Raw genomic sequence first — 17,280 nt, 5'->3', positions numbered from 1 at the left:
TTTAATCGTGTCGTAACCCAACATCTTATTTGTTTGTTCGCGACATTAATGTTGGGTTACGGTGCAATTTCTAATTCCTTCGTTAAACATCATGATTGTAAAAGCACCGTGAAGCTAACCTACAATAATTATCTCTCTTGCTGCGGTTTTTTAATTCCGAATTGACGTTAAAGGCTGAGCCATTTCCCCCACCACACATTCCGTAAACTCCCGCTTCAAAGCCGAAAACACAGGACAAGGTGGTTGTTTTTGCAAATTATCAGGTTTACTCCAGGTAAACGGTGCTTCCTTCGCTGCTGATAACCACAACAAACGTTTTGCTCTGGTCATAGCAACATAAAGCAAACGGTATTCTTCGGCAATTTTCAAATGCTTGGCTTGTTCCCACGCTTCCATGACATCGGGTAAGGTTCTTTCTCCGTGGAGGGATGCGCGGATTTGAGCGCGAGCTACTTCTGATAAGGTAAAGTCACCCAGGAATTTTCTTTGTGGTGGAACCCAAAATTTACCCGGTATTAAGTTTTCATGCAAAAACGGTAAAAATACGTAATCCCAATCTAAACCCTTGGCTTTGTGCATGGTGATGATTGTCAGTTGATTGCTCCGGGTATAACGCGCTTCTGAATCTTCAGTATCTACTGGTTCAAAGCGTTCGGAACTGACGATTTCGCTGAGTACTCCCAGCATTGTCCCCATTGAAATCTCACCGGCAATTTGATGGTTGATTCTTTCTGAAAGTTTATCTGCGGTTGCTAATTCGGCTTGCTGATAATCTAGTTTTAAAGCAATAAAAGATATTAGCTGGTACAAAGGCAATTCTAAACGAGCGTTGAGTAAGTCGCGGCAAAATTCAGCGGCTTTGATCACAGCTTCGGTTTGCGCTGATGCTAAAGGAGAAGGATACAAGAATTCTTCGGGTAAGGAAGCTAATGCGTTTAAATCTTGGGGTTCGATTAATCGACGCTTCACTAAAACCCCCAAAGCAGCTTTGAGAAAATCGGGAGAATGAGGGCGATCGCAAAATTGTAAAATTGCCAATATTTCTTCTGGTACGTGGGAGTGTCGGTCTTGTTCGCCTACGTCGTAAAGTAAAATATTATGCTTTTTACAAATTGGTCTGAGTGCTTGACTCAACCAGTTCCCCTGACGATTTTCTCTGACTAATATCGCCGCGCTGCCGTTGTTTTCGTTGTCTTGAGGAAAAAGTTCGATAATTCTTTTCGACAGTAATTCAACGGTATTATGTATATCATCAGGCGTATAAATTTCAACTCCGCGTCCCACTGCGGCGGGATTTGCATTTGGTTGCGGGTCGTTGAAATCAACGGGAAGGATTCTTTGATCGCGAAAGGGAAGGGGAGGATGGGGGGATGGGGAGATGGGGGGATGGGGAGAAGAAGATTTTTGCTTGCTTTGGTAGAGACTATTTACCCAATCGAGAGCAAAGTTTGCAGTTTCGATAATCATTCTATTGCTGCGACCGGCTCGATCCATAGTTGCTAAAAGTCCCTGAGAATCGCACTCTTGGCAAAACTGGCGAAAATAAATCGGGTCAGCAGGAGTAAAAGTAGAGTTAATCGCTTGATTCGGGTCGCCAACGCGGATTAAATTGATTTGAGAATTGGTAATTGGAAGTGAACTTTCCCCCTCTCCTTCACTAGCTAATATTTCTAACAACTTGGTCTGAAGCGGGCTGGAATCCTGGGCTTCGTCTTCAAATACGGCGAATACTTGATTTTGCTCGATTTTTCTAGCGCTTTCGTTGTCCAAGACTCGCAATGCTGCTAATATCATGTCGTCGTAATCGATGAAATCGCGATCGCGCATCAAGTTCTGATATTGTTCGTATAGTCCGGCAGCGATTTGCAATACTTCATATGTATCGATGCTTTGCTCGCTTAATTGATGTAAATTTTGAGGTGTTATTCCGGAACTTTTAGCTTCATGAATTACCGTCGTTGCTAATTCCGGTAATACTTCCGTCCGTAAAACCGATTGACGACGCAATCTTTCGGTTTCTTCTCCGTCAAATTGCATACCTTCCATTAATTGAGCGTACAGTCTAGGATTGGTTGCAATCCATTTCTCGACTGCGGTACGGATGAAGCGGTGGCTTTGATTGGGAGTAATTAATGTTACGTAATCTAGTTCTAAACCAGATAATTGGGGATGACGACTGGCAATATTTAACGCTAAACCGTGTAAAGTATAAACGACAAAACCCGTTTGAGGTAAAGATAAACCTTCTCTTAAATATTTACGAATTTTGGCTTTAATATTAGCAGCAGCAGAGCGAGTGAAAGTAACAACTATTAATTGACGGTTTTTTGTGGGACGTGAAGAGTTATGTTGGTATTGACGGGCGATCGCAATTGCCGCAGCAGCAGCCATTCCTGTAGATTTCCCGGCACCAGGTACCGCAGAAACCGCTAAAGGACCACCTGTCCAGTCAGCCATTTGTTGTTGTCCGGAACGTAAAGAATTGCGGATATTTGCAATTGCGGCTGCACGCGAATTCGATGTATGCAACATCGCCAATTGTGGTACTGACAAAGGATTTTCTGGCACTGGATAGATGGAATTAGCGTCTGACATATGAGAATAAAGAGATGTAGATTTTCTATATTAAAAAAATATTGAGGTCGGTTTGAACTTATCTTATTTCCTCAAATAGCTAATAATTCAATGATGACAAATCGGAAGCTGAATTTACATTATTTTGGTTTAACTTTTTTAATTGCGATCGCGATCATTTTACGTTTTTGGAATTTAGAACTCAAGCCTTTGTGGATGGATGAAGTTATCACCGCTATCTTTAGTTTAGGTAAAAATTATAGTTCCATTCCTTTGGATGTAGTGTTTCCTTTGGAGAATTTGCGTGATATTTTTAGTTATCAAACTGGCGTAAGTTGTCCTCAAATTGCTCAAAATGTTGCTGTTGACTCTACCCATCCACCGCTGTATTTTTGCGGGATGTACGCGCTTTTGGGATGGATGCAACCCTTGGGAGAACATTGGGTGAGTAAATTGCGATCGCCATCTGTATGGTTTGGTGTAGCTTTAGTTGTAGCAGTGTATTTTCTCAACCGATTAGCCTTTTCTCGTCAAGCGGGATTGATGGGTGCTGCAATTGTCGCTGTTTCCCCTTTCGCGGTTTATTTATCCCAAGAAGCACGACACTACACTTTACCGATGCTGACGATAAGTTTATCTTTGTTAGCACTTATACAAATTCAACGAGATATTTTTGCATCCCAGCTTAAGATTAGAATTTGGGTCTGGCTGTTATGGACAATTATTAATAGTATCAGTATTTATATTCATTATTTTTGCATTATCGCCTTTATTGCTCAAGTTGCTACCTTATTGTTGCTGATTTGGAGAAAGGTGAAAATTATCAATATCCAAATTTGGTTAATGCTGGTCTTATTCAATACAGGTGCTGTTGTAATTAGCTTAATTCCTTGGTTTTGGGTCATAAAAAATCATTTAAATCGTTCCGAAACCAGTTGGTTGCCGACTCCTCAACATATCGAACCGCTGTATCAAACTTTGATTAGTTGGGTTTCAATGGTAATTGTGTTACCTGTAGAAAAGCAGCCTTTACCAATTATAATTATTTCCGCATTGCTAATGATCGTGTTCGCGGGTTGGTTGGGATGGAAAGTATTTCGAGGTATCAAGCTTTTATTAAAAGAACCACACACTCGTTTATCTACTATCACTTTATTAAGTTTCACAGCTTTTGTATTGTTAGGAATGTTAATCATTTCTTACGTACTTGGTAAAGATATTACAGTTGCACCCCGCTACAACTTTATTTATTATCCCAGCTTCAGCGCTTTGATTGCCGCTAGTGTGCCGATCCAAGAACAATCTAGTTGTAGTCATTGCAATACAAAAAATCAATCTCAAAATATATCAAAATCACTACCGATTATTCTAATAGTTAGCTTTATCAGTTGTATTTTTGTCGTATCTGACTTAGCGTTTCAAAAACCATATTTACCTCAACAAGTAGCCCAAAATATATATCAAGAACCTCCAGTCCCGGTTATGGCTGTCATGGCATATAGCAACTATCAGGATGTAGCTTTGGGCTTAAGTTTTGCTTTGGCTTTAGAGCAAGAAGTTAAGTCTTTTCAAAATAGTAATATTCCTGTTTCAAATTATTCTAAATTTGCTTTCTTCAATCAAAAGTCTGGTTGGCAATCAATCTTTGAAAAGTTTTCTCAACTACCCGATCCAAATATTTCTCAACTCAACTTATGGATATTTGCCCCCGGAAGATTACGGCGCGAGTATCCCGAACAAATGAAAGTCTCTCAATCATTATCTTGTAATATTGATATTAATCAACATTATCGGATCGGCATTCCTTATCAACTTTATCGCTGCAATAAATAAAAGATTTGATTATTAATACCGTTTCTGTATAAAGATGCGCCGAATTCAGCCTACGCAGGTAGGCTTTGTAGGTATAGCCCCAGGCTTCTAGCCTGCGGGCGTTCTGGACTACCCGACCCCCGATTTATTAGCTGCTAATCCCACTGCTTGAGATATATTAGTCAATCCATTTTCTGACAATTTCCCAAGCAAACCTTGAAGAATGCGGCGGATCATTCCAGGTCCTTCGTAAACCCAACCAGTATAAACTTGAACTAAGCTTGCACCAGCAGTAATTTTATCCCAAGCGTCTTCTGCGGTGAAAATACCACCAACACCGATGATGGGGATTTGCCCTTGGCTTTGCTGCCAAATATACCGAATTATCTCCGTAGAACGTTCTCGTACTGGTTTACCGCTGATTCCACCTGCTTCTTCTGATATTGATTTACCAGTTTGAGCGAGTATTTGAGTATTGAGCCGCTCGCGGTTAATTGTTGTGTTGGTGGCAATAATTCCCGCTAATTTATAGCTTTGAGCTAAATATACAATTTCTGTAATTGCTTCCCACTCCAAATCCGGCGCAATTTTCACGAATATTGGTTTGTGTAAATCATTTTCTGCGTGTAAAGCATCCAATATTGAACTGAGCATGGCTGCATCTTGTAATTTTCGTAATCCTGGCGTATTGGGCGAAGAAACATTAACTACAAAATAATCACCGTAATATTTCAGTAGTTTAAAGCTGTAACGGTAATCATTTGCGGCTTCTTCTAACGGTGTGACTTTCGATTTACCTAAATTGATACCTATAGGAATTAAAAGTTCTGGTTTTGCAGTGCGTTTTGCTAAACGTGCGGCCATCGCATCCGCACCGCAATTATTAAAACCCATACGGTTAAGAGCAGCCTGGTCTTTTGGTAAGCGAAACAAGCGGGGACGAGGATTTCCTGGCTGTGCAAGTGATGTTACAGTTCCGACTTCTGCGAAACCGAAACCCAAACTCGACCACATAGGAATAGCCACAGCATCTTTATCAAATCCGGCAGCTAAACCGACGGGATTGGGGAATTGTAGCCCAAACAGCGATTGTGATAAACGGGAATCGTGCAGACAAAATGATTGTTGTAAGCGGCTTTTAACCAACGCATAAAGGCGATCGCCTTGCTTATCGCTCTTTTGTCCCAACCATTCCAAGGTGCGAATTGTCTTTGAATGCAGGTTTTCGGGGTCTGCTTTGATTAGATTAAATAACAGCGGACGAAGTGCAACTTGATAAATATCCAATTTGGTTTAATTTAAGAAAATTGAATTACAGCTTTTATTGACGATTATATTTCGACAAATATTTGACGAGCTTAAATCCAGGTAGTTTTCTGGGCATCTTATATAGTAACAGGCTATATTTACCGAGAATCAGATGAGGCAGCATCAAAAATTTTCAGCCGCCGAGCAGCAAATCTTTACATTAGGGCGCATCCTTCAAACTTTGAGGGAAGAGGATAATGCTGACGTTCTCATTGAAACGATTATTTCATATTTAAAAGAGCAGTTTGATTATCCTCTAATTTGGATTGCTCTTTACGACCGTCTCAATCATATATTGTTCGGTAAAGGCGGCGTGACACCTGATAGTGACAATAGTTATTTACAGCAACGGATGGTTTTGAGTCCGGGAGATTTGTTAGAACAAGTGGTGATTCAGCAGCGTCCAATGGGTGTAGCTGATTTACGAATGGAAAAACGAGCGGAAGGATGGCAAGAAATTGCTACAAAGTTCGAGATTCAAGGAACCATTATGTTACCCATCCGCCACAAAGACCGTTGTTTGGGTGTGGTAATGCTGGGTTCTAAACGCTGGGGTTACTTAATAGGTAGCGAAGCTAAAGCACTTTTAAATATTGTAGTAGGAGAACTTGGTACGGCACTTTTTCAACTTGAAATGGATTTGCAATACAAGCAAACCAAGCACCCCGACGAAGTATTGTTGCGACTGTTGGAAAAACTAAGAACTCTAGCAACTTTAGAACAAAGGTTAGAGGCTGTAGTGTCTGCCACTCATCAGTTTATTATTCCCACTCGCACGAACGTTTACTGGTTTGATCCCCAAGAACATTACTTTTGGCGGAGAATTAGTACTCAATATTTGAATACTGGTAAATCAATTCAAAATAAAGCGCAAAATGCCGTAACGGTAGAAGATTTGAGCGACTTTTATTATGCTTTGTCGGCAAATCAACTAGTTTGGATTGGAGAAGGACGCAGTTCTCTAAAAAGTTATAGTACCAAAAAGCTATTGAAACGACTTGATGTCCGCAGTCTTTTGGTTGCTCCGATTCTTTGGCAAAAAGACTTGTTGGGATTTTTAGCAGTAGAAGGTAAAGAACCTCGTATCTGGTCTGAAGCAGATAAAAACTTTGTTAAAGGTGCTGCGGGGTTAATTTCCTTGGTTTCCCTGACCGAAAACATGGAAACTAACATCAAACAAATTCAAGCAGACGCGACTCTTAAAAGTGAGATAGTAGAAAGCATTTATAGTGATGAAAATATTGAACAAGTTTTAAGTAGCTGTGCGGCAAAAGTTTTAAATCGATTAGCTGCGACTCGATTTTTATTATTGTTTTGCGAGCATGAAGGATATGAATATAGCTTTTTTTACCAAAGTCAATCGCATAATCGCCGACCTTTAAAATTTAGTTTAAATAAATTAAAAGAAGTAGATGCAGAACTTTTAGAGCGTTCTACACAAGCTGTAGGTGTAGAGAACTTAGAAGAGGATTTACGATTTTTCAACTGGCGTTCTTCTTTGCTCGAAGCGGGACTGCATTCGATTTTGGTTAGCAACTGCACTCCTCAAAAGATACCTGATGCCATTTTAATGATTGCCAACGAAAACAATCGCTCCTGGACAACAGCCGAAAAGGAATTAACCCAAGTAGTTGCTCAACAGCTAGGAGTAATTGTCCGTCAATGGCAACTAACCCAACAAAATCAACATCAGCAACAAATTTGGCAGACCTTTGAGCAGAGCTTACGCATTCTCGAACCCATTCAGAGTACAAATCAAAATACAAACATTGGTGAAAAAAAATCTGAAATTATAGTCCTCGAACAAATAGCGGCAATTCTCAACTGTCCCTTAACCGTACTCTTGTCTTGGCATCCCGGCGAAAAATTTGCTCAAATTATACCTGTGGTTGTTGCTAACGATCGCTTTACAATAGTTGCCGATACTACTATCCCCATCCAAACTGATGTACTAATTCACTCGGCTCTAACTACATCCGGATTGGTCAACGTTAATGCTGGGGATTTACCGGAATCTACTAGACAATGGCTTTGCGGTTCGGGTATCGGAGAAGTTTTGGTCATAGCCTTGCGTACTGCTGAATATGAACCCACCGGCGTAGTATTGATGGCAGACTACCACCAACGTAAATGGTTGCCAGAAACTTTAAATGCTGTAGAAACCCTTGTCAACCAATTAGCCTGGTCGCGTCGGCAAAAACAAGTTACACAACTGCTTGAGTTAAAAACCGAGGAATTGCAGCAACTTAACTGGTACAAACATCGGCGTTTTGAAGATACGCGCAGCAATATAGTAATGTTACTCAGTCAAATGCACGATTTAGGTATTCCTAATAACCAGCTAACTTTGACACGCTATCAGCAATTACTACGACAGTTAGACAATACCGTTGCTTCTACAACTGCGTTATTAAAACTGGAACAGTGGCAATTAATTTTTAATCGAGAAACAGTCTCGATCGCAAGTTTAGTTAAACGTTCTTTGAAAGGAGTTAACAAGCTAGTCAAACAACACAAGCTCTGGATTGGAGTGCATGGTTTAGGACAAAAATTAGAGGACGAGCAATTAGATATAGATGATTCGCTTATTTCTAACTCACAATTAACCATAAGCGGCGACATTGTGAAAATCGAGTTAATTCTCAGCGAATTATTAATTGCTGCTTGTCAACGTTCTCAAGAGGGTGGAAGAATCGATATTTGGTGTCGTCGTTCAGAACAGCGAATTGTCGAAATATCTATTACAGATAACGGTACCATTCATCCCCAGCTATTATTCGAGTTGCAGCAAGATACCAACTCCGATATACTTGCTCCTTCTAAGCTCAAACAACCACCAATGAAGCACCTACCAATATGTAAAAAACTGATAAAACAACTTCAAGGACAATTGGATTTTTATCAATTACCAGATGGTCGGATAGTTAGTCGTTTGCTTCTACCGTTGGAATAAAGTATAGGGCATGGGGCATGGGAAAGAATAATTAATTCTTAACTCCTAAATTCTAACTATTCCTTGGTTATAATTAATTTTTTGTAGCAGTATTAATGGCACGTACCCGTTCTAAATCGGATTTACCATCCAAAATTTGTCCGGTATGTCAGCGTCCTTTTACTTGGCGCAAAAAATGGGCAGATTGCTGGGATGACGTAAAATATTGTTCTGAGCGTTGCCGTCGTCGGCGTTCGGAAACGAATATTGAGGGTAAAAATTAAATCCCTAATAAGACTTACACAATAAATAATAAAAATGAATCTCTTGGTACAACCTAAATTAATTATTCACGGTGGGGCTGGTAGCTCTCTTAAGGATAAAGGAGGAGTGGAAATGGTACGCCGCTCTCTTTATAAGGTAATAGAAGAAGTATATTCTTTACTGATGTCGGGTGGTAGCGCAAATGAAGCGGTGGTTAAGGGTTGTCAAATGTTGGAGGATAATCCTTGTTTTAATGCCGGTACTGGTTCGGTGCTGCAATCCGATGGTCAAATCCGTATGAGTGCAGCTTTAATGGATGGCACTGCACAAAGTTTTAGCGGTGTAATTAATATTACGCGAGTCAAAAATCCAATTGATTTGGCTCAAGGTTTACAAAGTTCTCCAGACCGGGTGCTTTCGGATTACGGTGCTGCTGAGTTGGCGCGGGAATTAAGGATTCCCAGTTACAATCCTTTAACTGACACGCGCTTAGAAGAATGGTTGCAGGAGCGTCAAGACAACTTTAAAAGTACTATGGCTGGGGTTGTAGCTCCAAAGGAACTGGTATCAAACAGTAATGCCGGACGTGGAACTATTGGCGTAGTCGTTTTAGATGGTAGGGGTAATCTATCAGCAGGAACTTCCACTGGCGGCAAGGGCTTCGAGCGTATCGGACGTGTCAGTGATTCTGCGATGCCTGCTGGTAATTATGCTACTAAGGATGCAGCAGTCAGCTGTACGGGAATTGGCGAAGACATTATCGATGAATGTTTGGCACCTCGAATTGTGGTGCGCGTCGGTGATGGTATGACCCTCAAAGATGCGATGCAGCGAACATTTGTTGAATCGCAACAAAATAAGCGGGACTTAGGAGCGATCGCCCTTGATGCCAAAGGAACCATTGCTTGGGGTAAGACTAGCCAAATATTGCTTGCTGCTTACCACGACGGCGAAAACATCGGCGATACATTGGAAGCATCACAAGAAATGCAGGTAGGAAGTTGGTAATTAAGGTCAAAGGTTAAAGGTCAGGATTTGGGCATTTAGTTAGGAGTGAGGAGTGAGGAGTTAGGAGTTAAGAATTAAAAATATTACTCCTTGTCCCCCCCATCTCCCCATCTCCCCATCCCCCCATCCCCTTGTCCCTTAATCTTTCTTCATCTCCCAGCCTTCTTTAACCACTTGACGCTGACGGGCGATGACTAAGCTGTTGTCGGGGACATCTTCTGTGATGGTTGAACCGGCGGCTACGTATACATCATTACCTAAGATAATTGGTGCAACTAAAACGCTATTAGAACCTGTTTTTGTGCGATCGCCAATTTTGGTTTGATGCTTTTTAACGCCGTCGTAGTTAGCGGTGACGGTACCTGCTCCGATGTTTACTTTGGTGCCGGTTGTTGCATCTCCTAAGTAAGACAGGTGAGCGGCGTTGGTACCGTTGCCTAGTTTGCTGTTTTTCAGTTCGACAAAGTTGCCTATACGGCAGTTTTCACCAACTTCTGCATGACCGCGTAGGTGAGCGTAAGGTCCAATTCGGGTGCCATTTTGGACTACGCTATCTGAAATTACTGAATATTTGACGGTGACGTTTTCGCCAATCAAACTGTTTTCAATTAAGCTTCCCGGACCGATGCGACTTCCTGCTTTAATTACTGTATTGCCCCGCAGGTGAGTTTGAGGTTCAATGATTACGTCTGGCTCTAATTCGACTGTTTCGTCAATGGTAATGCTCGCAGAGTCGATCAAAGTTACACCGGCTTTCATCCATTTGTCTTTGATTCTGGCTTGCAATATGTCGTAAGCACTTGATAATTGTAAGCGATCGTTGATGCCGCCAATTTCTTGAAAATCTTCTACATCTACTGCCATAACTGGGGTAACTTGAGTTACGGCATCGGTAAGATAATATTCTTTCTGAGCGTTGTTTGCTTCTAAGTGGGGCAGTATTTTTTCTAAATCTTGCCAGCGAAAACAGTAAACTCCAGCGTTGATCCGCTGATTTTCTCTTTGAGCAGGAGTACAGTCTTTGTCTTCAATAATTTGCTGTAATACATTGTCGTCATTACAAAAAACTCGCCCATAACCTTTCGGATTGGGGAGTTTGGCTGTAAGTACAGTCGCTGCGTTTTGATTTTCTTGGTGAGTTTGCAAGAAATTTTTCAGAGTTTCGCTGCGTAATAATGGAACATCACCATTAAGTATCAGTAAGTCGCCATTGTAACCTTCTAAATGAGGCAGTAACTGCTGAATGGCATGACCCGTTCCCAACTGCACGGTTTGTTCGACAAATTCTAAATCGGGAATAGGCTGTAAGGCTGTTTTCACCTCTTGGGCTTGATACCCAACAATAACCATGCGACGTTCCGGTTGCAGCTGCTCAACACTTTGAATAACTCTTTCTACCAGTGATTTCCCTCCTATAGAATGTAAAACCTTGGGGAGGTTTGATTTCATTCTTGTACCGCGTCCAGCCGCTAAAATTGCTACAACTACCATAATTAGCCAACAGCTATAAGTAAATATGAATGCGAATTTTCTTTTCGGCTCAAATATACCCGATTACATAGCAAACCGAAATGTTAATTGCTTACAACTAGCCGTTATTTATAGTGTTGATAAATTCAGTAAACTGCTGCATTAGCTTTGGATTGCGCCAACCTTTGTTAGTTTCCTCTTCCATAATTGATAATGCTTCAGATGGCGTAAAAGCTTTTTTGTAAGGTCTTTCGCTTGTTAAAGCATCATAAATATCAATCATTTGAAACACTTGAGCCAAGAAAGGAATTTCATTTTCCTTGAGTCCGTGGGGATATCCAGAACCGTCCCAGCGTTCGTGATGGCTGCGGATAATAGGAATTACTCCCTGCATACTGCGTAATGGCTGACAAATTTTTTCCCCAATCAAAACGTGCTTTCTCATTTCTACCCACTCATCAGCGGTTAGCTTGCCTTTTTTGAGCAACACCGAATCAGGAATACCCACTTTGCCAATATCGTGAAGATAGCCACCCCACATCAAATCCCTAATTTGATAGCGGGTAAGACCAAGATATTCACCAAACCTTTTTCCTAGCTGTACCAAACGTTCGCAGTGGTCGCCGGTATTGGGGTCGCGGCTTTCAATGGCTCTGGCAATAGAAAACAGCGCTTTCTCTGCGTGATCTAAATCTTCATTCAGACGTTTTTGGCGCACCAAAGACTTTACTCTTGCAGCCAACTCTACTCTGTCAAAAGGTTTGCTCAAGAAATCATCCGCACCTACTTCAATTCCTCGAATTCGCGATCGCCTATCGTTCAAAGCCGTGATGAAAATTACTGGAATCAATCGAGTTTGCTCGTCTTGCTTGAGCAATTGACAAACTTCAAATCCATCCATTTCCGGCATCATTACATCAAGTAGAATTAAGTCCGGCTGCTTTTCGGTGACTAAATGCAAAGCTGTTGAACCATTTTCCGCTTCAATGACTTCGTAGCCTTCCATTCCTAAAAGAGCCACCGCTGTCATCCGACTCGCAGCATGATCGTCAACGACCAAAACTTTAGGCACATCATTTTCAAAGCTATTTGACGTATATCCTTTGGCTTGTAACGTTGTTGAAATGAGTAAATGGCGTTCGTTAGCACCGCTGGTGCGGCGATCGGCATCAGCCCGATCATAATTATTAGAATCTTCACGATAAGCTTCTTTAACTTTTAGGTCATTATTGGATAACTCCGACCGATGAAGTTCTGATTCCGTTGTTAAGGCATTATTTTTACCGACTCGATTATATAAGCTTGCGGGGTTTGACCCACTAACTTTTTGCTCGGTAGAGCCTGTATAATTGGATTTCCATTGAATCACAAAGGCACTCCATTTTTATAGCAACAATGCAATGTTTCAAAAACTAGTTTAGTACTTGAAGGTATTTTAAAAAGCATTTTTATAAGGTTTTAATTATTTATGCCTAAGTAATTTACTGAAAATACAAGACTAATTCTTTTGATTTTCTTTTTAAGAAATTAGATAATGTTACTAAAAACTTTCCCTAATTCTATAATTATAGTATCGTCAATCAAAAACAATGTTAAATCAGGTTTTACACTTAAATTTATCTTAACAACAGTTTTTACATTATCTTTAAGTAGAATTATTTATATTAATTCAAATCAGGTTTTTTGTTTAGGCAAACAATCTTGAGTAAAGCATTAATAGCAGTTTTACCGAATTAAGAATATAGTTATTCAACTATGTTCGGCAGACCATGACAGTGACACTCTATCTAATCAAAAGTGATTTACATCACATTATATAAAAGTTTTGACAATGGTACATATTACCAAGCAAGTATTAATTGTAACTATATATTCTGCATAAGTAATGGGAGAAGTTGCGGTCATGCGTAGACAGATACGATACAAGCAATTACCGCAGTTGTGGTGAATTAATTTACCATCCGCCAGCGTTTGCGCCAACGTGAAGTAGGTTCTAAATTAGAAGTTTGTTGCTCGGACTCGCGACGTTGGATTATCGCAGATGGGGAATCAATCAGTGCTGGGTCTCGATAGGGAACAGCAGCACGAGTTTGCAAATGTTCTTTTTCCTGTTGAGATAATTGTGTTTCTTTACTTAGGTATCTTTCAAGGCTAAACCCAGCAATGGTTCCAGGGGTTTTTCGACCAATGGGTGGAGTTGCAGCAATGCTCAATCCAGCGTTTAAAAGTGCCGTGCGTACAGCAGCAGCACAGGAGTAAGTTGCTAACAAACCATCTTGTTGTAAACACAGGGAGACTAGTTTAATAAATTCAATAGTCCATAAGTGAGGACACTGAGGAGGTGAAAAAGGATCGAGAAAAATTGCGTCAGCTTTAAAACCAGATTGATACACTTGGCTAATTTTCTCTCTAGCATCACCAATTATCAATGTGCTTTTTAGTTGTTCTGTCTGTACTTGGTATTCAAAAGCTAAGCCCGTCAAAATTTCGATCAAATCGATATTCAAAGTATCAAATAAATTATGTTTAATCGCAGCTTGGGGTACTTGAGGATTTAATTCAAGACCAACTACTTCTATATAACAGTTAGGATTTACTTCCCAGATCTTTTGAATAGCGGTTGCCGTGTTGTATCCTAGTCCATAGCAAACATCTAATAATCGTAAAATGGGTGATTCAGCTTTTTCTATTAATAAGGTAGGAACAACATACTTAAAATAACTTTCTTGCCTTGCTCCAAAATGGCTATGAAATAATTCGTTAAATTCTTCAGAAAAGAAAGTTTGGGAGCCATCTGCTGTAAGTTGAGGTGTAAAATCTTGATTCATTATTAGGGAATGGGGAATGGGGAATTGGGAATTGGGAATAGAAAGCTTATTTGCGAATTTTAAAAAATTAATTAGTAGTCTTGTAGTTGATAATTGATAATTGCTAAATGATAATTATGAAAAACACATCTTTTATTGTTTCTAATAAATGGCTTTTTGAACATCTGAACGATACTGATATTGTTCTAATGGATTGTCGTTTTTCCTTAGCTAATTCACAACAGGGGAAACAGGAATATCAAACAAGTCATATTCCAGGTTCATATTATTTAGATTTAAATCAAGACCTTTCATCGAGCGTACAGCAGCATGGAGGTAGGCATCCTTTACCTAATCCAACGCAATTTGCTGATAAATTGTCGGCAATGGGCGTAAATTTTGGGCAAACCTTAGTTATAGCTTATGATGATTCGCGGCTTGCTTTTGCGTCTCGTTTGTGGTGGTTGTTACGCTATTTGGGACACGAACAAGTAGCCGTTTTAAATGGAGGTTTTAGCGGATGGTTTGCATCTAATTATCCAGTTACAGATATTGTTCCTTCTCAACGTAATGGTAAATTTACACCGCAGTTACAAACACAGATGATAGTCGATAGGGAATCTGTAATAAATCGCAAAGATTCACCTCAAACAGCTTTAGTAGACTCAAGAGAAAGCGATCGCTATCAAGGTATTACAGAACCAATTGACAAAATAGCCGGACATATACCGGGTGCGCTTAATTACCCTTGGAAAGACGTAACCGACGAGCGTGGTTGTTTACTTCCAGAGCAACAGCAACGCGATCGCTGGTCAGAATTAGAACCCAATCGAGAAATTATGGTTTATTGCGGTTCTGGTGTTACTGCTTGCGTCAATTTACTTTCTTTAGAATTAGCAGGGATTCACACGGGTAAACTTTATCCCGGTAGTTGGAGTGATTGGATTAGTTATGAATTATAGCGTATTGAGATGGGGCATTGGGAATTGGGAATTGGGAATTAGGAATTGGGAATTGGGAATTGGGAATTGGGAATTGGTAGTTAATTATTAATACCTTTGACCTTTGACCTTTAACCTTTGAGCTATTCTTAAAATCTTCCTAAATCGAAGTTATAATTTACGCTAAAAAACCAGCCGTTAAAATCAATCCTACTGTCTGTGGAACCACCTAGGGTAAAGCCGCTTTGTAAGTTAATGCTGCTCAGGTCTGAGATGCCATATTTTAAGTTTGCGGATAGTCGATGATATTGGTCTTCTCTGCTTCGTTCTAAAAAGTTGGAAATGTTAAATTGATAATCGATACCGACCCGCAATGATTCCTGTAAGTTATAGTTTAAAGAGAACCAAATATAGTTAATAATTCGGTTACGTTTTTCGGGTGGATTTGTCAGACTTAGGCGAAGTTCGTAGAAGCTATCTAAGTTTAATTTTGGTGCTAACGAGTCTCTTCGTCCTATAGAGAAGCGGAAAGAGTTTTCATCTAAAAATTTATCTCCCGATCCAAAATTAAAGCGATCGCTATCTTTTGAATAAAATAATTGTTGATTATTCCAGCCAATTTCACTGTACATTTTACTCGTCAACTGCTGGAAAACACCCAAGTTGAATCTTATTTGGTTATAGTTAAATTCCGATTGCTCGCTATAAGTAATTATACTACCATCAATGGAGCCATTTAAGTAAGTTTGTGGTCCAATTTTGAAGGGTGATGCGGCTAATGTAATTCCTGTAAAAATTAAGCCGTCATCAATTGGATTGGTTTGAGAAGAAAAGATATTACTTGTATGAAAGTAACCGACGCTACCTAATAAATAACCTATGGGCTGATAAATTTTTAGCGGTTCGTCTATTGGTGGTAGTTTGAGTTCTGGAAGCTGCGGTGTTTCCAGAGGAACTTCCTCAACTCTTACAACTATTTCTTGGTTAGAAGACTGCTGTTCTGACTTTTTTTTGTTTTCTTCGAGTCGCTGCAATAATCTTTCTAATCTTTTAGAACGTCCATTTTCCAGGGGGTCTAACTTTTGCTGAATTTCTTCAGGGGAAGGTGCGGGTAAGTCTGTAGGTTGACTTTCTAGAGGTGGGGGATTTTTTTCTATATTTTCTGGGGTAGGTGGCTGTGGTGATGGTGATGGTGGCTCTCCCTCTTGTGGTGGTTGTGGTGGTGGTAATGGTGGCTCTCCCTCTTGTGGTGGTCGTGGTGGTGATGGTGGCTCTCCTTCTTGTGCTATACGTATTGTGTCGCTTGGTAATTCCCTGTTTGACTTTAAGAAATCTACACATTCCGAATCGGTTAAATGTTGATTTAGAAAAGAATCTTGCCCGTATTGAGAAGCATCAGGTAGGAGATTTGCAATTGTAGGATTTAAGATACGGGTACTATAACAATCTGTCTGTGAAACTGGAATGTTTTTTTCTTCCCGACTCCAGGTATTGGTAGGAATTGTTTCGGGTTGCGATACCGACATATAGCTGATGATTTCCGTTTTATCCTGTACGCGATCGCGATTGGATAATTTGGAAATTAAGCGCGAATCCTTTAAAACTGATATATTTGATACATATTCCTTTTGTTTAATCTGCTTGTCTGCATGGGTAGCTTTTACCGCTTTGACGCTGGTACAACACAATATTGTGCTGCTAGAGGCAAACATGACGTAAAACCATAAATTGTTCCAGGCTTTTAATTTCATACTAAAACTTGTTTTACTGTGGCTAGATTCAAAAGTGAGGGTTGTGAATATTCTCTGTGAAATCGAAAATTTTGCTCAACTTTAATATCTACACTTAAATTAAAATGTTTCCATAATAAAAAATCATCAAATTGAACGGCTGCTATAAGTTTTCATTTTGTTTTGCAAAATAATTTTAAAGTTAATACTATATAGTAGATTCGCTTAAATTATATATTTAATTTTTAAGACCGTTTAAGCAAATCTACTTAAAAAAATAGTTATAACAGTTTACAAACTCGAACTTTTTATTCCCTTGTTCGTCTGGGCTGGTGGGGTAACTGTAAATTTATGCAGCGCACACAATTATGTTCCGCAAGTTAGTTCCTTTAGTAGTTGTCAGTTTATGGGGAGTTGCAGTGTTGCCGTTAGCA

Annotated in this window: 11 protein-coding genes; 5 read left to right on the top strand and 6 right to left on the bottom strand. The window is 39.9% G+C overall.

The features are described 5' to 3' along the window. Positions 1–150: 150 nt before the first annotated feature. The gene (locus tag VB797_RS28995) at positions 151–2,595 is read right to left on the bottom strand and encodes an ATP-dependent helicase (protein WP_416350947.1); all 2,445 of its coding nucleotides are present in this window, start codon (positions 2,593–2,595) and stop codon (positions 151–153) included. Positions 2,596–2,688: 93 nt separating this feature from the next. Between VB797_RS28995 and VB797_RS28990 the strand changes: the two genes are divergently transcribed. Beyond that, the gene (locus tag VB797_RS28990) at positions 2,689–4,407 is read left to right on the top strand and encodes a glycosyltransferase family 39 protein (protein WP_416350948.1); all 1,719 of its coding nucleotides are present in this window, start codon (positions 2,689–2,691) and stop codon (positions 4,405–4,407) included. A 108-nt stretch (positions 4,408–4,515) separates the two neighbouring features. Here the strand turns inward: VB797_RS28990 and VB797_RS28985 are convergent, their stop codons facing one another. Next, positions 4,516–5,673 (bottom strand): quinone-dependent dihydroorotate dehydrogenase, encoded by a 1,158-nt coding sequence (locus tag VB797_RS28985; RefSeq protein WP_323241233.1) that lies wholly within the window; start codon positions 5,671–5,673, stop codon positions 4,516–4,518. Between the two features lie 133 nt (positions 5,674–5,806). Here VB797_RS28985 and VB797_RS28980 point away from each other — a divergent pair, with 133 nt between their 5' ends. The 3 genes from VB797_RS28980 to VB797_RS28970 all read left to right on the top strand — a co-directional run bounded on the left by VB797_RS28980 (position 5,807) and on the right by VB797_RS28970 (position 9,898). After that, positions 5,807–8,647: a GAF domain-containing protein gene (locus VB797_RS28980; RefSeq protein ID WP_323241231.1), complete on the top strand. Its 2,841-nt coding sequence runs from the start codon at positions 5,807–5,809 to the stop codon at positions 8,645–8,647. Positions 8,648–8,742: 95 nt separating this feature from the next. Further along, positions 8,743–8,910, top strand: coding sequence for a DUF2256 domain-containing protein (locus VB797_RS28975; protein ID WP_323241229.1), 168 nt, complete (start codon positions 8,743–8,745; stop codon positions 8,908–8,910). A 34-nt stretch (positions 8,911–8,944) separates the two neighbouring features. Further along, positions 8,945–9,898, top strand: a complete 954-nt coding sequence (locus tag VB797_RS28970; protein WP_323241228.1) for an isoaspartyl peptidase/L-asparaginase — start codon at positions 8,945–8,947, stop codon at positions 9,896–9,898. A 138-nt stretch (positions 9,899–10,036) separates the two neighbouring features. Here VB797_RS28970 and glmU read toward each other — a convergent pair whose 3' ends face one another. From glmU to VB797_RS28955, 3 genes are all read right to left on the bottom strand, one after another. Next, positions 10,037–11,389 carry a bifunctional UDP-N-acetylglucosamine diphosphorylase/glucosamine-1-phosphate N-acetyltransferase GlmU gene (gene glmU / locus VB797_RS28965; protein ID WP_323241227.1) on the bottom strand — a complete coding sequence of 451 codons (1,353 nt, stop codon included), beginning with the start codon at positions 11,387–11,389 and terminating at the stop codon, positions 10,037–10,039. A gap of 97 nt (positions 11,390–11,486) precedes the next feature. Then, positions 11,487–12,737, bottom strand: coding sequence for a two-component system response regulator (locus tag VB797_RS28960; protein WP_323241226.1), 1,251 nt, complete (start codon positions 12,735–12,737; stop codon positions 11,487–11,489). A gap of 580 nt (positions 12,738–13,317) precedes the next feature. Further along, positions 13,318–14,196 (bottom strand): tRNA (5-methylaminomethyl-2-thiouridine)(34)-methyltransferase MnmD, encoded by an 879-nt coding sequence (locus VB797_RS28955; RefSeq protein ID WP_323241225.1) that lies wholly within the window; start codon positions 14,194–14,196, stop codon positions 13,318–13,320. A 116-nt stretch (positions 14,197–14,312) separates the two neighbouring features. On the opposite strand from VB797_RS28955, the gene VB797_RS28950 reads away from it, so the two are divergent. Continuing rightward, positions 14,313–15,137, top strand: coding sequence for a sulfurtransferase (locus VB797_RS28950; RefSeq protein ID WP_323241224.1), 825 nt, complete (start codon positions 14,313–14,315; stop codon positions 15,135–15,137). A gap of 128 nt (positions 15,138–15,265) precedes the next feature. On the opposite strand, the gene VB797_RS28945 is transcribed toward VB797_RS28950, so the two are convergent. After that, positions 15,266–16,867 carry a hypothetical protein gene (locus VB797_RS28945; RefSeq protein ID WP_323241222.1) on the bottom strand — a complete coding sequence of 534 codons (1,602 nt, stop codon included), beginning with the start codon at positions 16,865–16,867 and terminating at the stop codon, positions 15,266–15,268. Positions 16,868–17,280: the final 413 nt, after the last annotated feature.

Source organism: Rivularia sp. UHCC 0363 (assembly GCF_034931125.1).
GTDB lineage: Bacteria > Cyanobacteriota > Cyanobacteriia > Cyanobacteriales > Nostocaceae > Rivularia.
Note: the sequence above shows the minus strand (reverse complement) of the source record. Positions and strands in the feature narration are given on the sequence as shown.